Below are 20,669 nucleotides of genomic sequence, written 5' to 3'. Positions count from 1 at the left end.
CCAGCCCCGAAATCTTCCGACGGACAACCGGAATTGACAGATCCGCTTTCCACGCCCATTTTCCGGATGACATCCCTACGGAAAACGACCTGGATCTATCCGTTCAAGCCAATGTATTATCCCGGCCGGATCCTGTTGCACTACAATTCGGATGGCGCGATGATTCCCCGACGACTGGCCGCGAACCCGGCGCGCGGATTGCGAGCCGGGTGATGCAGGCGAACTCCCGCCAGGGAAGCCTCGGCGACGAAGTGGAACGGCTGCTGCTCGAGTACGAGACGGCGCTGGCCGAGGCGGGACTCCTCGGCAGGCACTCGCACCCGGCCGACGAACCGCAGGAGCTTCGCAGGCTGCGGGCGCAGCTCATCGGGCAGGCCGAGGATCTGCCCGCGGAGCAGCTACCGCGCGCCCAGTGCGCGCACTGCGAGGGCGCGCGCGAGGTCGCCGCCAAGCAGGTGCACCGCGACGAGTCGGACGGCCCGCAGATCACCACCTCGCGCAGGTTGTGCCCGAACTGCTGGGGCACCGGACTCGCGCTCAGCCACGCGCAGGAGCCGCCCGAACTGTCGGGCTGATGAGACCCCCGGGTGGACGGGGGAACGGGGGGTGCGGTGCCCGCCCGGTGCGGCGCGCCGGGCGGGCACTTCTGTGTCCGACCGCGCCGGACACCGGGTGTTGAGCATCTCCCGACGTCCTCGACCCGCTGCTCCGAGTGCAGCGGAAGACGGCCGGATGAACGGCGAAATACCGTGCGATTACCGAACAACCACCGCATGGCGTCCACACTGGACTCATAGCACCCGGGTGATCGGCCGCGCGCGCCGATGCAAGAATCCGGCATGCGCTTATACGCCGAACGCCCCGTTCGCTTAACCGCTCAGGTGCTGTTCGACCTCGCCGCGTTGGCCTGGATCTACCTCGGATATCAGCTCTCAGTTCGAACCGAGGCCGCCGTGCTCGAACTGCGCTCCCCCGGGTACCGGATGATCGACGCGGGCGCGCAACTCGGCGGCACCTTCGCCGACGCCTCCCGCACCGCCTCGACCGTGCCCTTCGCCGGTGATCGGCTCGCCGACGTCCTCGGCCGCGGAACCGCAGCGGGCGACGTGCTCACCGACAGCGGCCACCGCATGCTGGAGATCGTCGAGCTGTCGGCTTCCGCGACGGCCGTCCTGGTCGGCGCGCTCGCGCTGCTCCCGCTGCTGGCGCTGTGGCTGCCGCGACGAATCCGCTACGCCCGCACCGCCTCCCGTGCGGTGAACATGCGCGAGCACGCCGTCGACGTGCTGGCGCTGCGCGCGCTCGCCGAACTCCCGCACCGCGAGCTCAAGACGGCGAGCAGCGATCCCGCGGCGGCTTGGCGCGCCGGCGATTCCGAAGTGATCGCGAAGCTGGCCGGGCTGCGGCTGAGCGCCCTCGGATTGCGCCCGCCCCGGACGAGCTGACCGGCACCCGGCGCCATGAGACGCATCGCGAGCGCGAGCCCGCGGCCGTCCACCCCTCGGACGTTCCACGCGGCGCGAACCCGGACGTCAGTCGCCGGAGCGGTCCACCAACCCGAGCCGGAGGTGCTCGCTGTGGTAGACGGCCTCGTCGAGCAGCTGGGCCACGTGGTTGTCGTAGAGGCTGTAGACGATGCTGCGCCCGGACCGCGAACCGCTCACCAAGCCGAGGTTGCGCAGCAGGCGCAGCTGGTGGGACACGGCGGACTGCTCCATGCCCACCGCTTCGGCCAGCTCGGTGACCGGCAACGGCCCCTGCCGGAGCTCGGCGAGGATCAGCAACCGGCTCGGCGTGGCCAGGGCCTGCAGCGTGGTCGCCACGTGCGCGGCGGCTTCCGCGTCGAGGCTGGTCACCTGCCGGTCGCGTCCCTGCACCCCGTGTCCCATGCAGCACATTCTAGTCCGTTGTTTGCATGAACACCTCTTCACGTGTTCTGCTATCTTTCGGTTAGCCCGCCACTCCCTGCGGAGGTTGTTTCCCGTGGTCACGTCCACTGCCCCGCCGAGCCGTCCGACGCAGCAAGCGTCACCTGGGCGGAAGCGGCTGTTCGCGCTGCCCGAGGTCCGGTGGGCCGCCGCCGCTCTGGTGCTCTTCCTGGCCGGGCTCGCCCTGCAGCTGCTCGGCGCACCGCCCTGGAGCTGGTGGGCCCTCTACCTCGCCTGCTACGTCACCGGCGGCTGGGAACCCGGGCTCACAGGACTGCGCGCGCTGCGCGAGAAGACCCTGGACGTGGACCTGCTGATGGTGCTCGCCGCGATCGGTGCGGCATCCATCGGCGAGATCACCGACGGCGCGCTGCTGATCGTCATCTTCGCCACCTCGGGCGCGCTCGAAGCGCTCGCCACCGCGCGGACCGAGGACTCGGTGCGCGGCCTGCTGGACCTCGCCCCGGTGACCGCGACGGTGCTCACCGAGGACGGCGGGGAGCGCGCGGTGGCCGCCTCCGCGCTGCAGGTCGGCGACGTGGTGCAGGTCCGCCCGGGCGAACGGGTCGCGGCCGACGGCGTGGTCCTGACCGGGGCCAGCGATGTCGATCAGGCCACCATCACCGGCGAGTCCATCCCGGCGGACAAGTCCGAGGGCGACGAGGTGTTCGCGGGGACGCTCAACGGCGTCGGATCGCTGCGCGTGCGGGTGGCCCGGCGCGCCGAGGATTCGGTCGTGGCGCGGATCGCCTCGCTGGTCGAGCAGGCCGGTCAGACCAAGGCGCGCACCCAGCTCTTCATCGAGAAGGTCGAGCAGCGCTACTCGGTCGGCATGGTCGCGTGCACCGTGCTGCTGTTCGCGGTCCCGCTGCTGTGGGGCGCGGACCTGCACGAGTCGCTGCTGCGCGCGATGACGTTCATGATCGTGGCCTCGCCGTGCGCGGTGGTGCTGGCCACGATGCCGCCGCTGCTGGCCGCCATCGCCAACGCCGGTCGCCACGGCGTGCTGGTGAAGTCGGCGGTCGTGATGGAGCAGCTGGGCTCGGCCGACCAGGTGGCCTTCGACAAGACCGGCACGCTGACCCGCGGCACCCCGGAGCTCGCCGAGATCCGCCCGCTGTCCGGCTACACCGAGCAGCGGTTGCTGCAACTGGCCGCAGCGGCGGAGCACCCGAGCGAACACCCGCTGGCGCGCGCGGTGGTGCGCAAGGCGCGCGAGCGCGGGCTGAGCCTGTCGGCAGCCGAGGAGTTCTCGGCGTTGCCGGGGCGCGGCGTGTCGGCGAAGGTCGACGGGTACCACGTGCAACTGGGCTCGCCCACCTCGCTGGTCGGCGACACCTCGTGGCTGCCGGACGCCCCGCACGGGCACACCCCGGTTGCCGTGCTCTGCGACGGCAGGCCGATCGGGCTGCTGGGCATCACCGACCAACCGCGCCCGGAAGCTGCCAGCGCGGTGGCAGCCACCGGAGCGCTGACCGGCAACGATCCGATCCTGCTCACCGGGGACAACCACTCCAGCGCGATGCAGCTGGCCGAGCGCGTCGGGATCAGCGACGTGCGCGCCGGACTGCTGCCGGACCAGAAGCTCGAAGCCGTGCAGGAGCTGCAGGCCGAGGGCAAGCGCGTGGCCGCGGTCGGCGACGGGATCAACGACGCACCCGCCCTGGCCGCCTCCAACGTCGGTATCGGAATGGGCGTCGCCGGCGCAGACCTGACCTTGCAGACCGCCGACGCGGTCGTCGTGCGCGACGACCTGGGCACCATTCCCGGGACGCTGGCCCTGGCACAGCGCGCCCGCCGGGTGATGATGGCCAACCTGGTCATCGCGGGAACGTTCATCGCCGTGCTGGTGTGCTGGGACCTGTTCGGCCATCTCCCGCTGCCGCTGGGCGTTGCGGGGCACGAGGGCTCGACGATCCTGGTCGCGCTCAACGGACTTCGGCTGCTGCGCCGCTCCGCTTGGAAGACCAGCACCACCGAGTAGCAGGCGCGCTCCTCGCGAGCGCTCGTCGTTCGGCAGCACGACCGAGCGGGCCGAGGTGCGGAGCGATTCCGCTTCGCACCTCGGTCTTGCCATCGAACTGGGCTGAGCGCGAACGGGATTCCGCTTCGCACGAGGTCGGCAAGAGGGCCGGCGCCGTCCGTCGAGGTGCGCCGGGACGACGTCGAACTGGGCCGTTCAGGTGAGTTCCACCGGTTTCGCATCGCGGTAGCGCGATCGCGGCCAGACTGAGCCTCGTGAGATCTCCGGCTGGAGGGGACGGCCCGGAGCACAACAGAACACCGGAGGGAATCTCGATGCGCACACGACCGCGCGGCATGGCCGTGGCCGGTCTGGTCACGCTCGGGCTGCTGGCAACGTCAGTGCCGGCGCACACGGCACCGAGCCCGGCCGACGACCCCACCTTGAACCTGGCCAACTTCGAACTTCGCCCCAACAACATGGGAGACGAGCTCAGCAACAGGGTCGCCAAGCTCGACGAGCAGCTGCCCAACGCCGGGGTGGGCAGGATCCTGGCCGACGCCAACCGCACCGGCCAGGTGGGCAACGCCTACGACCCGTGCAACGACGAGGCCGTGGGAACTCGCCTGGACAGGGTGTCCGACAACGTCTGCTTCAACGACGGTGACAACGACACTCGTCTCTGGTACCCGCAGGGCGTGACCACGGTCGCCGATGCGCAGGACGACAAGTACTGGGGCGATCCGGCGAAGAACAACCAGCCCGTTCTGGTCTCCTGGTACGACCACACCAGGAAGCGGGGCCCCGGCGACGCGGACGACATCGCGTGCGAAGACAAGGACGAGGACCAAGATCCCGAGAAGGGCGTCCGAGTGTCCTTCATGGATCCGCACACCGGCGAGTACCGCCACGTCCTGCTCGTCTATCCGACCATCAACTCCTACGACAACCCGAGCTACATGAGCGTGCGCAGCACGCAGGTGGGCGGGGACAGCAGGGACGACAACTGCTCGCTGCACGCGGGCGGGATGGTCTGGTACGGCAACTTCCTGTACGTCGCCGACACCGGGCGCGGGTTCCGGGTGTTCGACATGAGGCACATCTACGACCTGGGCGCCGCCTCCAACGGCACCACCCAGGACCCGCAGGAGATCGGCAGGCGGAGCGGGACCTACTACGGGCACGGCTACCGCTACGTCATGCCGCAGGTCGCCTCCTGGACCCTGACCACCTCGAACGCGGAGGACCGCTGCACGCCGAACGCCGCGGGTCTGAAGTTCTCGTACGCGGGGCTGGATCGCAGCGGCCTCGACCACATGCTCGCCGGCGAGTACTGCAACAAGGCGAACGACCAGGTCACGCGATGGGGCCGGGTGGCCGCTTGGCCGATGGCCGGCGCCGTCGACGCCGACGGTGAGCAGATCACCGACACCGGGTACCGCTGGCAGGCCGACGTCGCGCACAAGCTCCCGGTCAGCAACGTCCAGGGAGCTGCCCGGTTCAACGATCGCTGGTACCTGAGCCAGAGCCACGGGCAGAACAACAACGGCACGCTGTACCAGACCGCGAAGGCGTCCTCCTCGACCGAGATGCTGCGAAGTGCGACGTCCCAGAACGCCGCCATCGGTCCGGAAGACCTCTCGCACTGGGAGAACGGACGTGGCGGCACCAACCTCGGCACCATGTGGACGGTCGCCGAGCACCCGACGAAGCGGATGGTCTACGCCACCATTCCGGAGGAAGTAGCGGACTGACGATCCGCGACGGCGGGCGACTCGAAGGACGATGCGCGGCCCCTTCCCGTTCGGGAGGGGGCCGCTCGTCGTCCGGAGGCGATGCCGATGCGCCGCGGGCCGGGCGGAACCGGCCACTCGTGCGGTGACCGACGGGAGCGCGGTGCCGCTGCGGTTGCCCGGAAGCGTTGCCCGCAGACCTCTTCCGGCCGGGTCCCGGACGAGAAGGCCCGGGGTTCCGAGCACCCACCGGTGCCCCGAACCCCGGGCCGATATCGTTCGCCTGCGCTGCGCGACTCGTCGTTACTGGATCGCCCAGTAGCCGAAGGATTGGTAGTCCGGGTACGGACCGCCGTAGCCCTGCGCGGAGCCCATCCGGATGGTCAGCTCCGAGTCCGTGACCAGCTCGGCGGGGATCGTGATGGTGGTCTCCGACCAGCCCTTCGGGTCGGGCTCGAGGTAGTGCGTGGTCACCTCGGTGTCGTCGGCGAAGACCCGGACCAGCCGCGCGCCGGTGTACATCCCCGGCTTGGGCGAGGACGAGTCGGTGCGCGCCACCAGGCGCACCGACTCGCCCGGCACGAGGTCGTGCAGGACGAACTCCTCCTCGCCGCGCACGTGCCGGGAGCTGTCCACGACCTGGTGACCGCCCTCCTCGACGGTGCGGACCGCGGTCAACGGCTGGAAGGAGGCGTCCGCCGGGGCGACGTCGTGGTCGTGGGCCTCCTCGGAGGCCATCGACCCGACGTTGACGTAGTCGCGGATCTCACCGCGCACCGGCGACATCGGCCGGTCGCCGGTGTCGATCAGGCTCCAGTCGGCCTCGTAGACCGTCATCGTGGGCAGCGCCAGCACCGGAACGCCGAACAGCTGGGCGTCGGCCAGCTGGTCGAGCTGCACGCCCTCGGGCATCCGGTCGTAGATGGCGACGTACTCCGGGCGCTGATCGACCGGCATCTCGCGCAGCTCCTCGTAGAGCGCGCCCATGCCGTTGAGCGCGGGCTTGGCCAGGCCGTTGGTGGTCAGGCCGACCAGGTCGACGGTGGGGTGATCGCTGAGGTAGGCGGCCGCGCCGACGTCGTGCACCCCGACCCGGGTGCCCGGCGGCAGCGCGCCGTTCATCCAGCTCGCCAGCGCCACGACGCGTTCGCGGATGCCGCCGGAGTCCTGCACGGTGCGGTGCACCCACTGCGGCACCGACAGCGCGGTGAACAGCGCCGCGACCGCCAGCAGGGCGACCGGGCCGCGGGACCCGGCCCGCAGCCGCCCGCCGAGATCGGCCAGGCCGATCACGGCGACCAGCGTGAACAGCGGCAGGAACGGCTGCAGGTAGCGGACCTCCTGCCACAGCGCGGTGCCCAGCGTGGAGATCGCACCGAGCGCCAGCACGGTGCCGACGCCCAGAGTCCAGCCGACCCAGCGGCGCGGGCCGCGGTCGCGCGCCAGCACCGCCGCACCGACCGCGGCCAGCAACAACGCCCCCGGGAAGGTGAAGTCCTGCCGCTCGATGCCCGAGAGGATCTGCATGAAGGCGGCGAAGTTGTCCGAGACCTCGCCCGCCAGCTCGCTGATGGTCAGGTTCGGCATGTTCAGGTGGGACTTGGCCTGCGAGCCGTTCGGCGAGGCGCTGCCGGTGGCGATCTTGTAGAACAGCAGCTGCGCGGCGACGACCACGAACGGCAGCGCGCTCCAGGCGGTCGCACCGATCCTGGCGGCCACCTTGCGGCCCGGGCGACGCCAGATGCTGCAGATCATCAGCACCGGTACCGCCACCAGGAAGACCATCGCCTCGATCCGGGCGAGCGCGGCCAGCGCGACCAGCACCGGGGTGAACCGGAACACGCCGTGCGGTACTTCGCGAGTGAGCACGAGCAGCGTCGAGACCAGCAGCAACGCGGTGGCCGAGATCTCCATACCGCTGGCGGCGCCCCACAGCAGCGGTCCGCTGAACGCGGTGAGCGCACCGGACCACGCGCCCACCACCGGGCCGGCGAGACGCCGGCCGAGCACCACGACTCCCGCCGCGGTCAGCGCGTGGCAGACCACGCCGAAGATCACCGCGGCCGGCAGCAGCAGCGGCCCGTTGAACCCGACCGCGTAGAACGAGCCGAGCAGCAGGACGTAGAGCAGGCTGCTCGCGCCGGTGCTGATCGGGTCGCCGTCGTTGTAGCGCAAGAACTCGCCGCGCCCGATCTGCGCGCCGTACTGCATGTGGATGTAGGCGTCGTCGAGCGGCGGGACGTAGCGGCCGTGGTTGTAGTAGATGTCGACCAGCACGAAGCACAGTCCGGCCAGCAGCGCCCCGGCGCCGACGAGCCATGCCGTCCAGCGCCGCTCGCGCGGTCTCGCGGGTTCGGAAACCGGCACCACCTCGTCGTCGAGGCGAACCTCGGCGACATCCTTCGTCACAGTCACCCAGCGGGTCCTTTCCTGCAGCCGACGCGCGCGGGTGCGCCGCGTTCGGCCCTCGCTCGTTCCGGCAACGGTGTGGCCGCTACTACCGGGGGAACGTCGCCTGCCGGTCCCCCGCACCGCGCTGCGACTCCGGATCCGCCGTCCATCGAGGACGAGGCCCCGGACCGGGCGACTATATCCAAGACGAATGGGGCAAATGCGCCTGCCCGCCCGAGTCGCACCGCAGCAACGAGCAGGTCACAGCTATTGCACGGCCCAGAACCCGAAGGACTTGTAGTCCGGGTAGGGACCGACGAACTCCTGGGTGGCGGCCAGCCGGACGGTCAGTTCCGAACCGGTGACCCGCTCCGCCGGGATCTCGATCACCGACTCCGACCAGCCCTTGGGGTCCGGGGCCAACCGGTGCTTGCCGATCTCGTGACCATCGGCGTAGACCCGCACCTGCCGCGTGCCGGTGTAGCGACCGGGAACCGGGCCCCGGGAGTCGTAGCGGGCGACCAGCCGCAGGTCTCGGCCGGGCTCCAGGTCGTGCAGGGTGAACTCCTGCTCGCCCCAGATGTGCCGGGCGCTGTCGACGACCTCGCGGCCGCCCGTCTCCACGGTGCGCACTTCGGTCATCGGCTGGAAGTCCGAGCGAGCCGCGCGGAACTCGTGGTCGTGCGCCTCCTCCGAGCGCATCGAGGCGATGTCGAAGTGGTCGCGGACCTGCCCGTCCACCGGGATGGTGGGCCGGTCGCCGCTGTTCAGCAGGCTCCAGTCGCAGCGCCACACAGTCATCTGCGGGGTGCTGAGCATCGGCTCGGCGTAGATCGAGGCGTTCGCGAGCCGGGCCAGGTCGACGCCGTTGGGCATCGAGTTGTACGTGGCGATGTAGTCGGGCCGCTGCTCGGGCGCCATCTCGCGCAGCGCCTCGTAGAGGCTTCCCATCCCGTTGATCGCGGGCTCGGCCAATCCGTTGGTGGTCAGCCCGATGAGGTCGACGGTCTTGTTGTCGCCGAGGTAAGCGGCCGCGCCGACGTCGTGCACGCCGAGACGCGCATCGGCGGGCAGGTTCCCGTTCGCCCAGGTGGCGACCTTGACCAGGCGTGCCCGGATGCTCGCCGAGTCCTGGATGGCCACGTGCGCCCACAGCGGAACGGACACCGCGGTGAACAGCGCGGCCACCACCAGCAACGCGGTCGCCGCTCGGGCGGGCAGGCGCAGCCACCCGACCACCGCCCCGACGCCGAGCACGACGAGCAGCAGGAACAGCGGCAGGAACGGGTGCAGGTAGCGGACCTGCTGCCACAGCGCGGTGGCCATCGTGGACACCGCTCCGAGGGCGAGCACGGTGCCCGCGCCGATGATCAGACCGACCTGGCGGTGCACTCCCGGCTCGCCGACCAGGTAGACCACGCCGATGCCCGCGAACAGCAGGGCTCCGGGGAAGGTGAAGTCCTGCCTGGAGATCCCGGCGAGGATCTCCAGCAGCGCCGCGTAGTTGTCCGCCATCCCGCCGAGCAGTTCACCGAGGTTGAAGTTCGGCATGTTCAGGTGCGACTTGGCCTGCGAACCGTTCGGCGAGGCGCTGCCGGTGACGATCTTGTAGAACACCAGCTGCGCGGCGATCAGCGCGAACGGCAGCAGGCTCCAGGCCGTGGCGCCGAGCCGCGCCGCCGTCTTGCCGGGGCGCCGCCAGATCCGGCGGATCATCAGCGGCGGGAGCAGGAGGAAGAAGATCAGCGCTTCCAGGCGGCCCAGGGCAGCCAGCGAGACCAGCACCGGGGTGATCGGGAAGCTGCCGCGCTCGCTCTCGCGGACGAACACCAGCAGCGTCGCTACCAGCAGGAAGGCGATGAGCGAGACTTCCATCCCGGTGGTCGCCGACCACAGCAGCGGGCCGCTGAGCGCGACCAGCGCCCCGGCCCACGCTCCGGCGACCGGGCCGGACAGTCGCCTGCCGAGCAGCACGACGCCGACCGCCGTCAGCGCGTGGCAGATGATGTTCAGCAGCACCGCCGCGGGCAACAGCAGGCCGCCCTGCGCACCCAGGAAGTACATCGCGCCGAGGATCGTGACGTAGAGCAGGCTGCTCGCGCCGGTGCTGATCGGGTCGCCATCGTTGAACCGCAGGAACTCGCCGCGCCCGATCTGCGCGCCGTACTGCATGTGGATGTAGGCGTCGTCGAGCGCCGGGATGAGGCGGCCGCCGTTGTAGTACGCGTTGACCAGCACGAAGCACAGCCCGCCCACCAAGGCCGCTGCCGCGACCAGCCATGCGACGACGTCGGCGCGCCGCCCCGGCTCGGTGCGCTCGTCACCGGCTTCGGTCCTGGTCATCTCCAGCTCGACGGCCACCGGAAGTCCCTTCGACGATCTCCCCAGGCGGAGCCCGCGCGGCCCCCGGTTCAGACACGCTCGCGCCCCGGCCCGCGTTGCCAGCAGTGGTCATCATGGAGAAATCGGACGCCCGCGGCATCTCGTGGCGCGGGGATCGCACCGAAGGCATGAATCCGTCGGCGCCTGACGTGAACTCCGCTCAGGCCCAGCCGTCGACGGCCGCGACGAGCGAACCGGTCCAGGACTCGAGGACGAGGTGGCCCTCCTCGGCGGTCGCCGGTACGGGATCTCCGAGCACGCCGTTGCCGCTGACGGCGGCCACGCCCCCGGCCCGTAGTCGATCGACGAGCTCGGGCAGCGGCTCGGTGTTGCCGCGCTCGGCGCGTTCCGGCCGGACCGCCTCCGGGCGCAGGGCCAGCATGGCCGCCGTTTCGGTGCGTCCGGCGTGGCTGTCGTCCGGTGGCCCGCTCGGCGACCAGGCCAGCACCCGGCGGCTCTCCGCGCGCAGCGTGGCGACCGCGCGGCGAACCGGGCCCGCGTTGCCGCCGTGGCAGGACACCAGCACCACGCCCGCGAAGGCGTCGGCCGAACGACCGAGCTCGGTGAGCAGGAGTTCCACCGCCCGCTGCCCGATGGACAGCGTCCCGGGGAAACCCGCGTGCTCGCCGCTGGAGCCGTAGGCCACCGGCGGGGCGACCACCACGTCGCGCCGCTGCGCCAGCCGCTCGCACAGCGCCACCGCGATATCGGTGTCGACGGTGCACGGCAGGTGCGGGCCGTGCTGCTCGGTGGCACCGACCGGGACCGCCAGCAGCCGCGGCTCCCGCAGGTCGGTCCAGGCGAGTCCGGCCAGGTTCACGTTCGATCGCCCACCGGGACGCTGCTGCGACCGCCGAAGTCGGTGAGCACCGGCAGCAGCGCCGACCCGTCGCGCGCGGCGATCGCACCGCGCAGCACGCCGCAGCCGTAGGCCGCGTCCTCGGCGATGCGCGCCAGCGCGAACCGCAGCGGATCCAGCGCCGGGCGCCGGTGGTGCCAGTCCAGCAGGTGGCGCGCGGCCACCAGGGCGAGCACCCGGCGGCCGCGGCGGGTGCACAGCAGGAGCGGGACGGCCAGGGGCGCCCAATCACGACCGCAGACCTGGAGCAGCAACCGGACGGCACCGAGGTTGCCGTGCACGGCCAGCTTCAGGGAGGCGGTGACCGGCGCACCGACCGCGTCCAGCTTGCGGGCCAGCAGGAACGCGGCAGCGCCGGTGACGACGGCGGCGAGCCGGGTGCGGCCGAGCAGGACCAGCAGCCAGGTCACCACGCTCCACAGCGACATCCGCACCGGTGCGACGCGTTCGCCGTGCCTGCTGCCCAGCGGCCCCGCCGAGGAGCCGTAGCCGAACCGCTGCCGCAGCAGGGCCGGCCAACCGGTTCTCGGGGCGTGCCGGACCACGGCTTCGGGTTCGTAGCGGGCCTGGTGGGATTCGGTGAGCCGCCACACCAGGTCGACGTCCTCGCCGAAGCGCATGCTCTCGTCGAAACCGCCCAGTTCGGAAAGCGTCTCGGTGCGGACCAGCAGCGCGGCCGTGGGCACGTAGGCGATCCGGCAACCGGGCCGCACCGGTCCGGGCTGCGGACCCAGATCCAGCGGGGACTCGGTGGCCTCGTAGCTCGCCTGCGTCGAAGTACCGGGGGCGCTGCGGACCCGCGGGGCCGCGGCGGCGACCTCGGGGTCGGCAAAGTGCTTCAGCAGCGGGTCGAGCCAGCCGGGTTGCGGCGCGGTGTCCGCATCGAGGAAGCACACCAGCGGGGTTTCGGCCAACCGCCAGCCGGTGTTGCGGGCCGCGCCCGGTCCGCGGGGTGTCTCGTGGCGCACGGCGCCGGGGATCGGTTCCGGCGAACCGTCGTCGACGACGATCACCCGGAGGCCTTCCAGCGCGCTGCGCAGCTCGGCGGGGTCCGGGCCGTGGACGGGGATCACGACCGTGACGTCCGCGGGGCCGAACGGGCTGCGGTCGTAGCGGGGATGCAGCGCACCGGACCGGACGAGCCTGCTCGCCAGGGAGTGCCCCTCGGTCACGGCCTCGCCCGCGATCCAGCGGTCGAGGAGTTCGCTGCCCTTCGGGCTCAGGCGCGAGATGCGGAACGGGGAGCCGCCCGCGACGGTGCGGCCCTCGTCCCAGCGCTGCAGGCCGGGGTCCGGTTCCAGGTGCAGGCTCACGCCGTGAACCCCCCATCGGCGTGCACCACGGTCCCGGTCACCGCCGAGGAGCGCTCGTCGCAGAGCCAGCACACGGCCGCGGCGACCTCTTCCGGCTCCAGGATCCGGTCCAGCAACTGGTGCGGCCCGAACTGATCGACGTCGTCGAGGTCGTAGTAGGCGGCCGTGGCGGCGAGCATCTCGGTGCGGGTCGAGCCGGGCGACACGGCCGTGGCGTTGACGCCGGTACCGCGCAGGTCGGTGGCCAGGCCCTTGATCAGCCCGACCACGGCGTGCTTGGCCGCGTTGTAGCCCGCCAGGTGGTAGAGGCCGGTGTGCCCGGCCGCCGAGGCCAGCGCCACGAACCGGCCGGACCGCGGTTCCGCTCTCCGCAGCATCGCGGGCACCGCGGTCCGCGCGAGGTTCGCCACGCCGCGAAAACCGGTGTCGAACAACGCGTCCAGCTCCGCGTCGGTGGTCTGCCACAGCGGGCGCCCGCCCGCCATCACCGCGGCGGCCGCGACCGCCGCGTCCACTCCCCCGAACTCCCGCTCGGCTGTCTCGACCGCGTTCCGCAGCTGAGCCTGGTCGCGGACGTCGGCCACCACGTCGCGCACCGAGTCCGGCCACTCGCCCGCCAGCTGCCGCAGCTGCTCGCGGGTGCCGAGCGGATATCCGACCCCGGGATCGTCGGCGCAGATGTCCGCGGCGACGACCCGCCAGCCGTCCGCTGCGAGCTGCCGCACCGCAGCAGCCCCGACCCCGCGAGCGGCCCCGGTGACCACCGCAACCCGGCTCATCGCACCGCCTCCGCGTCATCGATGGGAACACTTGGCACATCCCGCCGGGTGCTGGCCCCGGCGGCGACCACGAGTATGGCACCGCCGGTGGTCATCGGTGTTCCGTCCGATAGCCGCGAGTCTCGAGGTAGCCGAGGAGCTCGTCGGCGGCCTCGGACGCGGACAGCGGTCCGACCACCTTGGCCGGGGTGCGGTTCGCCAGCGCGCCGGTGAGCTCGAGGACGCGCTGGTGCGGAGCCGCCCCGGCCGGCGGCGGCAGCGCGCGGGGGCGCGGGCGGCGCGGGCGCGTCGACATGACAGCGGGCGAGGAAGTGCTCGCGCGGTGCCGCACGACGGGGATGTCCGCTTCCCGGGCGGCCAGGACCGCGGGCAGGCTCGCGCGCCGTGGCCGGAGGCCGCCTTCGACGGACACGACCGCGGGCCAGCGCAGGCGGAGGACCTCGCGGGATCCGCCGTCGAGGCGGCGCTGAGCGAGCAGTGCCTCCCCGTCGGCGTCCAGCCGGACCGCGCCGAGAGCTTGCGCCGCGCCGAGTTCCGCTGCCAGGAAGGCCGGTGTGCTGCCCGTCCCGCCATCGGCGGAACGATCGCCGCACAGCACCAGGTCCGGTCGTTGCGGGAGGGCCGTCAGCAGCGCTCGTGCCGTCTCGGAACCGTTGCGCGCCAACGAGTTCGGATCCAGCGGCGGATCGTGATCCACCCGGATCGCCCGGTCGGCACCGGCCGCCAGCGCCTCCCGCAGACCCTGCTCCGCTTCCGGTGGACCCGCGGTGATCGCGAGCACGCGGCCGTCGAAGTGCTCGGCGAGGCGCAGGGCGTGCTCCAGCGCGGCGAGTTCGGCAGCGCCAGCGCCTCGGTGGCCGCCCTCGAGCTGCGCCGTCAGCGGGTCGACCTCGACCCGGCGGTGGGAGTGGCTCAGCGCCACGACTATCTGCGGTCCCATGTCAGCCCTTCCGGAACACCACGCCGTGCCCGCCATCGGGGTAGGTCCAGCTGATGGCCCCTTCGGAGTTGCACACCTGGTAGCACGTCCCGCACTCGAAGCACTGCTCGTAGTTGAACAGGATGCCGCCGTCCCCGGTGGGGATGAACAGCTTCGCCGGGCACGCCGGCACGCACGCCTTGGTGGTGCAGGAGCGGCAGATGTCGGTGTCGACGGTGATGTGCGGGCGGTCGCCGACGTCGAAGTCGACGGTGTCCATCCGGTCGTCGAAGGCGATGTCGCGGTAGGTCATGTTCGCTCCTCAGCCGAAGGTGCGCAGTCCCGCCCAGGCGTCCGCGGCCAGCTGCCGCAGCTTCACCCCGTGGCGGGCTGCGGTGTCGCGGAAAAGCTTGCGCATACCGGGTTTCGGTTTCGGGTTGCCGACGGTGAACACGCCCTGGGCGAAGTCGCACAGCAACTTGGGGTACTGCTGCTGGACGCGGTCGGACAGCACCAGGTGCGGTGCGCGCTGCAGGTTCTTGTGGTCGATGAGCACGAAGTCGTTCTCCAGGCGCTCGCGGTAGCCGTCGGGACGCCCCTCGGCCACCGCGCGTCCCGCGGCGAGGCCCGAGCCGATGGCGAAGTTGACCCCCTCCAGCCAGATCCCGGCGGCCAGGCACATGCTCGCCGCATCACCCGCGATGAGCAGTCCCGGCGCGGAGAGCTTCGGCATGCTGCGGTATCCGCCTTCAGGGATGAGATGCGCGGAGTACTCCTTGAGCTCGGCACCGCGCAGGTAGGGCGCGATGGCCGGGTGTTCCTTGAGCCCGGCCAGCACCTCCTCGGGACGCCGCCCCGATTCGGTCAGACCGGTCAGCGAGAGCACGACGCCGACGCTGATCGTCTCCCGGTTGGTGTAGAGGAACCCGCCTCCCGGGATGTCGCCGGTGCAGCCGAGGATCTCGAAATCGGCTCCGTGCGCGCCGGTGAGCCCGAAGCGCTCCTCGATCGTCGTGCGCGGCAGCGCGAGGGTTTCCTTGACCCCCAGCGTCTGGTTTCCCGGGTCGGTTTCCGGCAGCAGTCCGGCCTGCTTGGCCAGGAACGAGTTCACCCCGTCGCAGGCGATGACCACGTCGGCCCGGATGTCGCCATCCGGCCGATCGGTGCGCACCCCGACCACTCGCCCGCTCTCCCGGATGAGCTCGGTGGCCACCGTGGAGGTCACCAGCTTCGCCCCGGCCTGGACGGCCTTGCCCGCCAGCCAGGAGTCGAACTCGGCGCGGTAGGTCGTCATCCCGTTGTACGGGGCCGATCCCCAGTCCTCGGTGCGGAAATCGACTGTGAGCGCCTGCTTGTCGGTGAGCATCATGGTGCTGCGGCGCGTGACCCAGCGCTGCACCGGGACCTCGCGCCACCACTCGGGCAGGACGTCGTCGAGCACCCGCCCGTAGACCACGCCGCCGTAGACGTTCTTCGATCCCGGGAACGGGCCGCGTTCGAGCAGGATCACCTCGCGCCCCGCGCGGGCGAGTTCGAGCGCGGCGGCGGATCCGGCGGGGCCGGCGCCGACCACCACGGCGTCGGTGCGTTCAGCCATCTCGGCTCCGTAGCAATCGGCGTGCCAGCTCGGCCAGCACCTCGGGCGCATCGGCGACGATCCCGAGGTCGGCCATCGCGGTCATCGGGCAGGACGGATCGGTGTTGATACTGACCACGTGCTCCGGTCTGCCGAGGCCACCGGTGTGCTGGGTCGCCCCGGAGACGCCGAACGCCACGTACAACCGGGGCTCGACCATCGCACCGGTGGTGCCGATCTGGCGGTCGTGCCCGGCCCAGCCCGCGTCGGTGACCACTCGGGTCGCCCCGGCGGATGCCCCGAGAGCGGCGGCCACCTCGGTCAAGGTCCGCAGCGCGGCGGCGCCGTCCGCGTCGGCGCCCACCAGACCAGCGCCCCCGCCGAAGATGCGCTCGGCCTCCTCGAGCTCGACGCTCTCGGGCTCGGCGGCGACGACCTCCACGACCTCGGCGTCGTGCACCCGTGGCGGAGCGGGGCCCTCGTGCGCTCCGGTCAGCGCCACGGGTTCGGGTGGCTGCCGGGAGTGCTCCACGCCCCGCAACCCCGGGATCAGGGTGACCACTGCCGCCGCGGGGAGGCGGACGCGGATTTCCAGCGCGTCGTCGAGCCTGGCGAGGTCGGCCGTGCCGGCGTCGCAGCGGGTGGCGCTCGCGTACAGCTCCCGCCCCGCGGCGAAGGCCAGTCTGGGGGCCAGGTCGCGGCCATCGGGTGTTGCCGGCAGCAGCACGACCCGCACCCGCTCCAGCAGCGGCGCGAGCGTCGCCGCCAGCGATCCCGGTGCGACCGGTGCCTCGAGCGTCCAGGTGCTGGTGGCCGCGATCAGCTCGCCCGCGGCGGCGGTGGTTCCGGTGCCCGCGAGCAGGACCGCCCCGCGGGCCTCGGCGACCGCTTCGTCGGCGCCCCGCGGCAGCGTTCCGTCGCGGACCACGACCACGGCCAGCAGCTCGGGCAGCTCGGGGTGCTCGGTCATAGTTCCACCGCCGCTCGATGCCCCTCGATCACAGCGGCGTGCGCGCGGCGGGGCGTGAGGCAGTCGCCGACCCGGTGCACCGGGAACGGCGCCTCGGCCAGTTCGTGCCAGAGCTCCTCGACGGGGCTCTGGTGCACCGCGCACACCACCCAGTCGAAGGTCTCCTCGGTGTGCTCGCCGGTGGTGTGCTTGAGGATCTGCACCGAGACCCCGCCGCCGTCGGCCGCGGCTCCCAGGACGACCTCGTCCGTGCGCTGCCCGATTTCCCTGGCGTGCGCACGAACGTTGAAGGTCTCCAGGTCCAGCGTGATGCCGAGGTCCTGGCCGACCACCATCCCCGGGGTGCTGATCGACACCGAGCAGCCCCGGTCGGCGAGCAGTTCGGCGACCGAGGTGGCCTGGTGAAAACCGAGCTCGTCGACCACCAGCACCCGTCCGCTGGGTTCGGCGTCTCCGGCGAGCACCTCGCGGACGTCGACGACGCGCTCCAGGTCCCCCGCCCACCAGGGCGATTGCGGACGTGCGCCGGTGGCCAGCACCACCGCGTCCGGGCGCTCGTCGCGGAGCAGCCGCGCCGTCGCCTCGGTGCCGGTCTTGAGATCCACGCCGTAGCGCTCGCATTCGGCGCGCAGATTGCGCACCACGTCGAGGAACTCCGCCCGGCTCGGCACGCTCGCGGCCTGCGCGACCTGCCCGCCGGTGTGCGGGCTCCGCTCGAACAAGGTCACGTGATGCCCGCGCTCGGCGGCCGTGGAGGCCGCCTGCAACCCGGCGGGCCCGCCACCGACGACCAGCACCCGCTTGCGCGCCCTCGGTGCGGGCAGCGGAACGGATTCCTTTCCGGTGCGGGGGTTCTCGATGCAGCCGAGCCAGCGGTTGAGCCCCATCCGGCCGACGCACTCCTGGTTGCAGGACAGGCAGGTGCGGATGTCGGTGGAGTGCCCGGAGCGGGCCTTGGCCGCGAAGTCGGCGTCGGCGATCTGGCCGCGCACCACCCCCACCAGGTCGCAGTGCCCCTCCTCCAGGGCGCGTTCGGCCTGCAGCGGGTCCTTGATGCGGCCGACGCCGACGACCGGGAGGTCCACGGCGCGCCGGATCGCGTTGGAGATGAAAAGGGCGTATCCGGGCGGGATCGCCATCGACGCCTCGATCATGTAGAGCGTGGAGGTGGCCACGCCGATCGAGGTGTTGATGTAGTCGACCTCGCCGGTGGCCTCGGCCATGCGGGCAACCTCGACCGCCTCGTCGATGGTGGTACCGCCCTCGATGAGCTCGTCCCCGCAGATCCGCACGCCCAGCGCCCGGTCCGGCCCGATGGCCTCGCGGACCGCGTCGACGATCTCCAGCAGGACGCGCGCGCGATTGCGCAGCGAACCGCCGTACTCGTCGGTGCGCAGGTTCGTGGCCGGGGAGAGGAAACCGCGCACGATCGACGAGTGCGAGCACTGCAGCTCCACGCCGTCGAAACCGCCCTCGGCGCAGTGCCCGGCGACCGTGCCGTAACCGGCCACCACCTCGGCGATCTCGCGGGCGTCGATGGCCTTGGGCACCTCGCGGAACATCGGGTCCGGCACCGGCGAGGGCGCCCACACCGGCAGCCGCGAGTACATCGACGAGGCCTGGCCGCCGTTGTGGTTGAGCTGCGCGAAGACCGGCACGCCGTGCGCGTGCACCGCCTCGGTGATGCGCCGGTAGCCGGCGACCACGCTCGGCTGGAACCCGTGGATGAGCTTCTCGTAGGGCCAGTCCGTGGGGTGGGTGGAGTGCTCCTCGGTGATCACCAGACCGGACCCGCCCTCGGCGCGAGCGGCGTAGTAGGCCGCGTGCTGTTCGGTCGGGTGGCCGTCGCGGGCGTAGTTGGTCAGGTGCGCCGAGAAGACGATCCGGTTGGGCACGGTCACCGGGCCCAGGCGCAACGGGGAGAACAGGTAGCGCGTCATCGCGGCCCTCCCACCGGTACCGACATCCGCTGCGCGGCGCGCCGACCTTCCAGGATCGCCTCGTGCACGGTCCGCGGCGCCACGTTGTCGCCCGCGCGTCGCTCCGCCGGCAGGCTCGTGTCCGGCAGCCGGTGTCCGCAGTGGACGACGGTGGCGGCGGGCACCTCGCGGCGTTCCGCGGTGAACACGTCCTCCAGCACCACGTGGTCGGCGTGCACCTCGCGCAGCAGCGAGCGCTTCTGCAGGGCGACGCCCGCCCGCTGCAACCGCGCGTTGGCATCGGCCAGATCGCCGGTGATGGCCAGCTGCGTTCCCACGACCTGGTCCTGGGTGACGATCGCGGTCGCGGAACCCCGTCCGGCCAGCAGCTCGGCGATCCCCACGCCGACGGCGTCGCCGACCGGGTCGAACACGAGCACCGGATCGGCGGTCTCCGCGCCGTCGAGCAGTTCGGTGACGTCGAGGACGGTGCCGCCGCGGATCTCGTAGCTTCGCGGCCCGGGTGCCGAACCGGTCGCCACCAGCACCTCGCGGTCGGTGAGGTCGTTCTCGCCCGCCTCGACGCCGAGGCGGACCCGCACGCCGAGCCGCCGCAGTTCGGCGCTCTGCCAGTCGACCAGTTCCCGGAGCCTTCCCCGGCCGCCGACCTCGGCGGCGCGCGACGCCATGCCGCCGAGCCGATCCGCGCGCTCGACGAGCTCGACCGGCCGCCCCTGCGAGGCCAGCACCCGGGCGGCCTCCATACCGGCGGGGCCTCCCCCGACCACCAGCACCGGGTCGGCTTCGGCCGGGCTCCGCGAGTCCGGAAGCCCGATCATCGGGGGTTCTTCGGTCTCGTGCCCCGCTACCGGATTCGCCACGCAGCTGACCAGCGGATTCCGGTTGTCCCGGACGCGGCACTTCTGATTGCACAGCACGCAGGGGCGGATGCGCTCGCGCTCGCCCGCGCGCAGCAGGGCGACCAGGTCCGGTTCGGCGATCTGCGCCCGGGTCATCTCGACGAGGTCGGCGGCCCCGTCGTCCAGGACCCGTTGGGCCTGGTCCGGGTCGACCACGCTGCCCTGCAGGACCACCGGGACCCGGCCGGCGACCGCCGCCCGCACGTCCCGGCACAGGTCGATGTTGAAGCCCGGTTCGGTGTGCAGGTCGGGGTGGGTCGCCGAAGCGCCCATCGCCGAGCCGCGGACCACGACCAGGTAGTCGATCCACTCGACAGCGGCTTCCACGATCTCCGGCGCGGCCTCCGGGGTGATGCCCGCCCAGGGGGCGAGCTCATCGCAGGACAGGCGCAGTCCCACGATCCCGGTTCCCGCGGCCTCGCGAACCGCGGCCAGCACCTCGCGCAGCAGCCGCGTGCGGTCGCTGCCGTACTCGTCGCCGCGCTGGTTGGTCAGCCCGGACAGGAACTGCCGCACCAGCGAGAACTGCCCCGCCTGCACCTCGACGCCGTGCAGGCCGCTGCGCATCGCCGCCTCCGCACCGGCGCCGAAGCCCGCGACCAGCGCGTCGACGTGCCGCTGGTCCATCTCCATCGGCAGTTCCCGCGAGGCCACGTCCGGCACCCTCGAAGGTGCCCACAGCGCGCGCTGGGAGAACGCCGAGGATCCCTGCGAACCGGAATGCCCGAGCCCGGCGAGCACCACGGTCCCGTGCGGCCGGCAGGCCTCGGCGACCGCGGCCCAGCCCGGGCCGCAGTCGCGGGCCAGCGGTGCGCGTTCGTAGGGGCGGTCGGAATCGTGCACGCTCGCGGTCTCGGTGACCAGCACGCCCGCGCCACCCGCCGCGCGCGCGGCGTAGTAGGCGACGTGCCGGTCCGAGATGTCGCGTTCGCGCGCGAGATTCGTCTCGTGCGGCCCGAAGAGGACGCGCGACGGTGCGCGACTCGTACCGATCCCGATGCCCTCGGTCAGGGCCAC

General features: G+C 72.0%; 16 protein-coding genes. 4 read left to right on the top strand and 12 right to left on the bottom strand.

Annotated features, from left to right (window positions below):
• The first annotated feature begins 212 nt into the window (after positions 1–212).
• Together ABD289_RS21615 and ABD289_RS21610 are read left to right on the top strand one after the other, a co-directional pair.
• The gene (locus ABD289_RS21615) at positions 213–575 is read left to right on the top strand and encodes a hypothetical protein (RefSeq protein ID WP_344135993.1); all 363 of its coding nucleotides are present in this window, start codon (positions 213–215) and stop codon (positions 573–575) included.
• 264 nt (positions 576–839) lie between these two features.
• Positions 840–1,445, top strand: coding sequence for a hypothetical protein (locus tag ABD289_RS21610; protein WP_344135989.1), 606 nt, complete (start codon positions 840–842; stop codon positions 1,443–1,445).
• An 87-nt stretch (positions 1,446–1,532) separates the two neighbouring features.
• On the opposite strand, the gene ABD289_RS21605 is transcribed toward ABD289_RS21610, so the two are convergent.
• Positions 1,533–1,889, bottom strand: a complete 357-nt coding sequence (locus ABD289_RS21605) for an ArsR/SmtB family transcription factor (protein WP_344135986.1) — start codon at positions 1,887–1,889, stop codon at positions 1,533–1,535.
• Between the two features lie 94 nt (positions 1,890–1,983).
• On the opposite strand from ABD289_RS21605, the gene ABD289_RS21600 reads away from it, so the two are divergent.
• Together ABD289_RS21600 and ABD289_RS21595 are read left to right on the top strand one after the other, a co-directional pair.
• On the top strand, positions 1,984–3,912 hold the full coding sequence (locus ABD289_RS21600) for a heavy metal translocating P-type ATPase (RefSeq protein WP_344135983.1): 1,929 nt from the start codon (positions 1,984–1,986) through the stop codon (positions 3,910–3,912).
• 314 nt (positions 3,913–4,226) lie between these two features.
• Positions 4,227–5,645, top strand: a complete 1,419-nt coding sequence (locus tag ABD289_RS21595; protein WP_344135980.1) for a hypothetical protein — start codon at positions 4,227–4,229, stop codon at positions 5,643–5,645.
• Between the two features lie 282 nt (positions 5,646–5,927).
• Here the strand turns inward: ABD289_RS21595 and ABD289_RS21590 are convergent, their stop codons facing one another.
• The 11 genes from ABD289_RS21590 to ABD289_RS21540 all read right to left on the bottom strand — a co-directional run bounded on the left by ABD289_RS21590 (position 5,928) and on the right by ABD289_RS21540 (position 20,669).
• A complete protein-coding gene (locus ABD289_RS21590; protein ID WP_344135977.1) occupies positions 5,928–8,039 on the bottom strand; it encodes a hypothetical protein in 2,112 nt (703 codons plus the stop codon).
• Positions 8,040–8,282: 243 nt separating this feature from the next.
• On the bottom strand, positions 8,283–10,376 hold the full coding sequence (locus ABD289_RS21585) for an ArnT family glycosyltransferase (RefSeq protein ID WP_344135974.1): 2,094 nt from the start codon (positions 10,374–10,376) through the stop codon (positions 8,283–8,285).
• 181 nt (positions 10,377–10,557) lie between these two features.
• Positions 10,558–11,217: a mycofactocin biosynthesis peptidyl-dipeptidase MftE gene (gene mftE, locus ABD289_RS21580; protein WP_344135971.1), complete on the bottom strand. Its 660-nt coding sequence runs from the start codon at positions 11,215–11,217 to the stop codon at positions 10,558–10,560.
• Positions 11,214–12,569: a mycofactocin biosynthesis glycosyltransferase MftF gene (mftF, locus tag ABD289_RS21575; RefSeq protein ID WP_344135968.1), complete on the bottom strand. Its 1,356-nt coding sequence runs from the start codon at positions 12,567–12,569 to the stop codon at positions 11,214–11,216. Before mftF ends, mftE begins: the two co-directional genes overlap by 4 nt.
• Complete coding sequence (locus ABD289_RS21570) at positions 12,566–13,348, bottom strand: mycofactocin-coupled SDR family oxidoreductase (RefSeq protein WP_344135965.1); 783 nt, start codon at positions 13,346–13,348, stop codon at positions 12,566–12,568. Before ABD289_RS21570 ends, mftF begins: the two co-directional genes overlap by 4 nt.
• 91 nt (positions 13,349–13,439) lie before the next feature.
• Positions 13,440–14,288 carry a mycofactocin-associated electron transfer flavoprotein beta subunit gene (locus tag ABD289_RS21565; RefSeq protein ID WP_344135962.1) on the bottom strand — a complete coding sequence of 283 codons (849 nt, stop codon included), beginning with the start codon at positions 14,286–14,288 and terminating at the stop codon, positions 13,440–13,442.
• A gap of 1 nt (position 14,289) precedes the next feature.
• Positions 14,290–14,580 carry a ferredoxin family protein gene (locus tag ABD289_RS21560; RefSeq protein ID WP_344135959.1) on the bottom strand — a complete coding sequence of 97 codons (291 nt, stop codon included), beginning with the start codon at positions 14,578–14,580 and terminating at the stop codon, positions 14,290–14,292.
• A 9-nt stretch (positions 14,581–14,589) separates the two neighbouring features.
• Positions 14,590–15,864, bottom strand: coding sequence for an FAD-dependent oxidoreductase (locus ABD289_RS21555; RefSeq protein WP_344135956.1), 1,275 nt, complete (start codon positions 15,862–15,864; stop codon positions 14,590–14,592).
• Positions 15,857–16,813, bottom strand: coding sequence for a mycofactocin-associated electron transfer flavoprotein alpha subunit (locus ABD289_RS21550; RefSeq protein ID WP_344135954.1), 957 nt, complete (start codon positions 16,811–16,813; stop codon positions 15,857–15,859). Before ABD289_RS21550 ends, ABD289_RS21555 begins: the two co-directional genes overlap by 8 nt.
• The gene (locus ABD289_RS21545) at positions 16,810–18,753 is read right to left on the bottom strand and encodes a mycofactocin system FadH/OYE family oxidoreductase 2 (protein WP_344135952.1); all 1,944 of its coding nucleotides are present in this window, start codon (positions 18,751–18,753) and stop codon (positions 16,810–16,812) included. Before ABD289_RS21545 ends, ABD289_RS21550 begins: the two co-directional genes overlap by 4 nt.
• The gene (locus tag ABD289_RS21540; RefSeq protein WP_344136746.1) at positions 18,750–20,669 is read right to left on the bottom strand and encodes a mycofactocin system FadH/OYE family oxidoreductase 1; all 1,920 of its coding nucleotides are present in this window, start codon (positions 20,667–20,669) and stop codon (positions 18,750–18,752) included. The genes ABD289_RS21545 and ABD289_RS21540 overlap by 4 nt, the downstream gene beginning before the upstream one ends.

The organism is Saccharopolyspora halophila, from assembly GCF_039531955.1.
In the GTDB taxonomy this organism is placed as follows: domain Bacteria; phylum Actinomycetota; class Actinomycetes; order Mycobacteriales; family Pseudonocardiaceae; genus Saccharopolyspora; species Saccharopolyspora halophila.
This window is presented reverse-complemented; position numbering and strand designations above follow the sequence as displayed.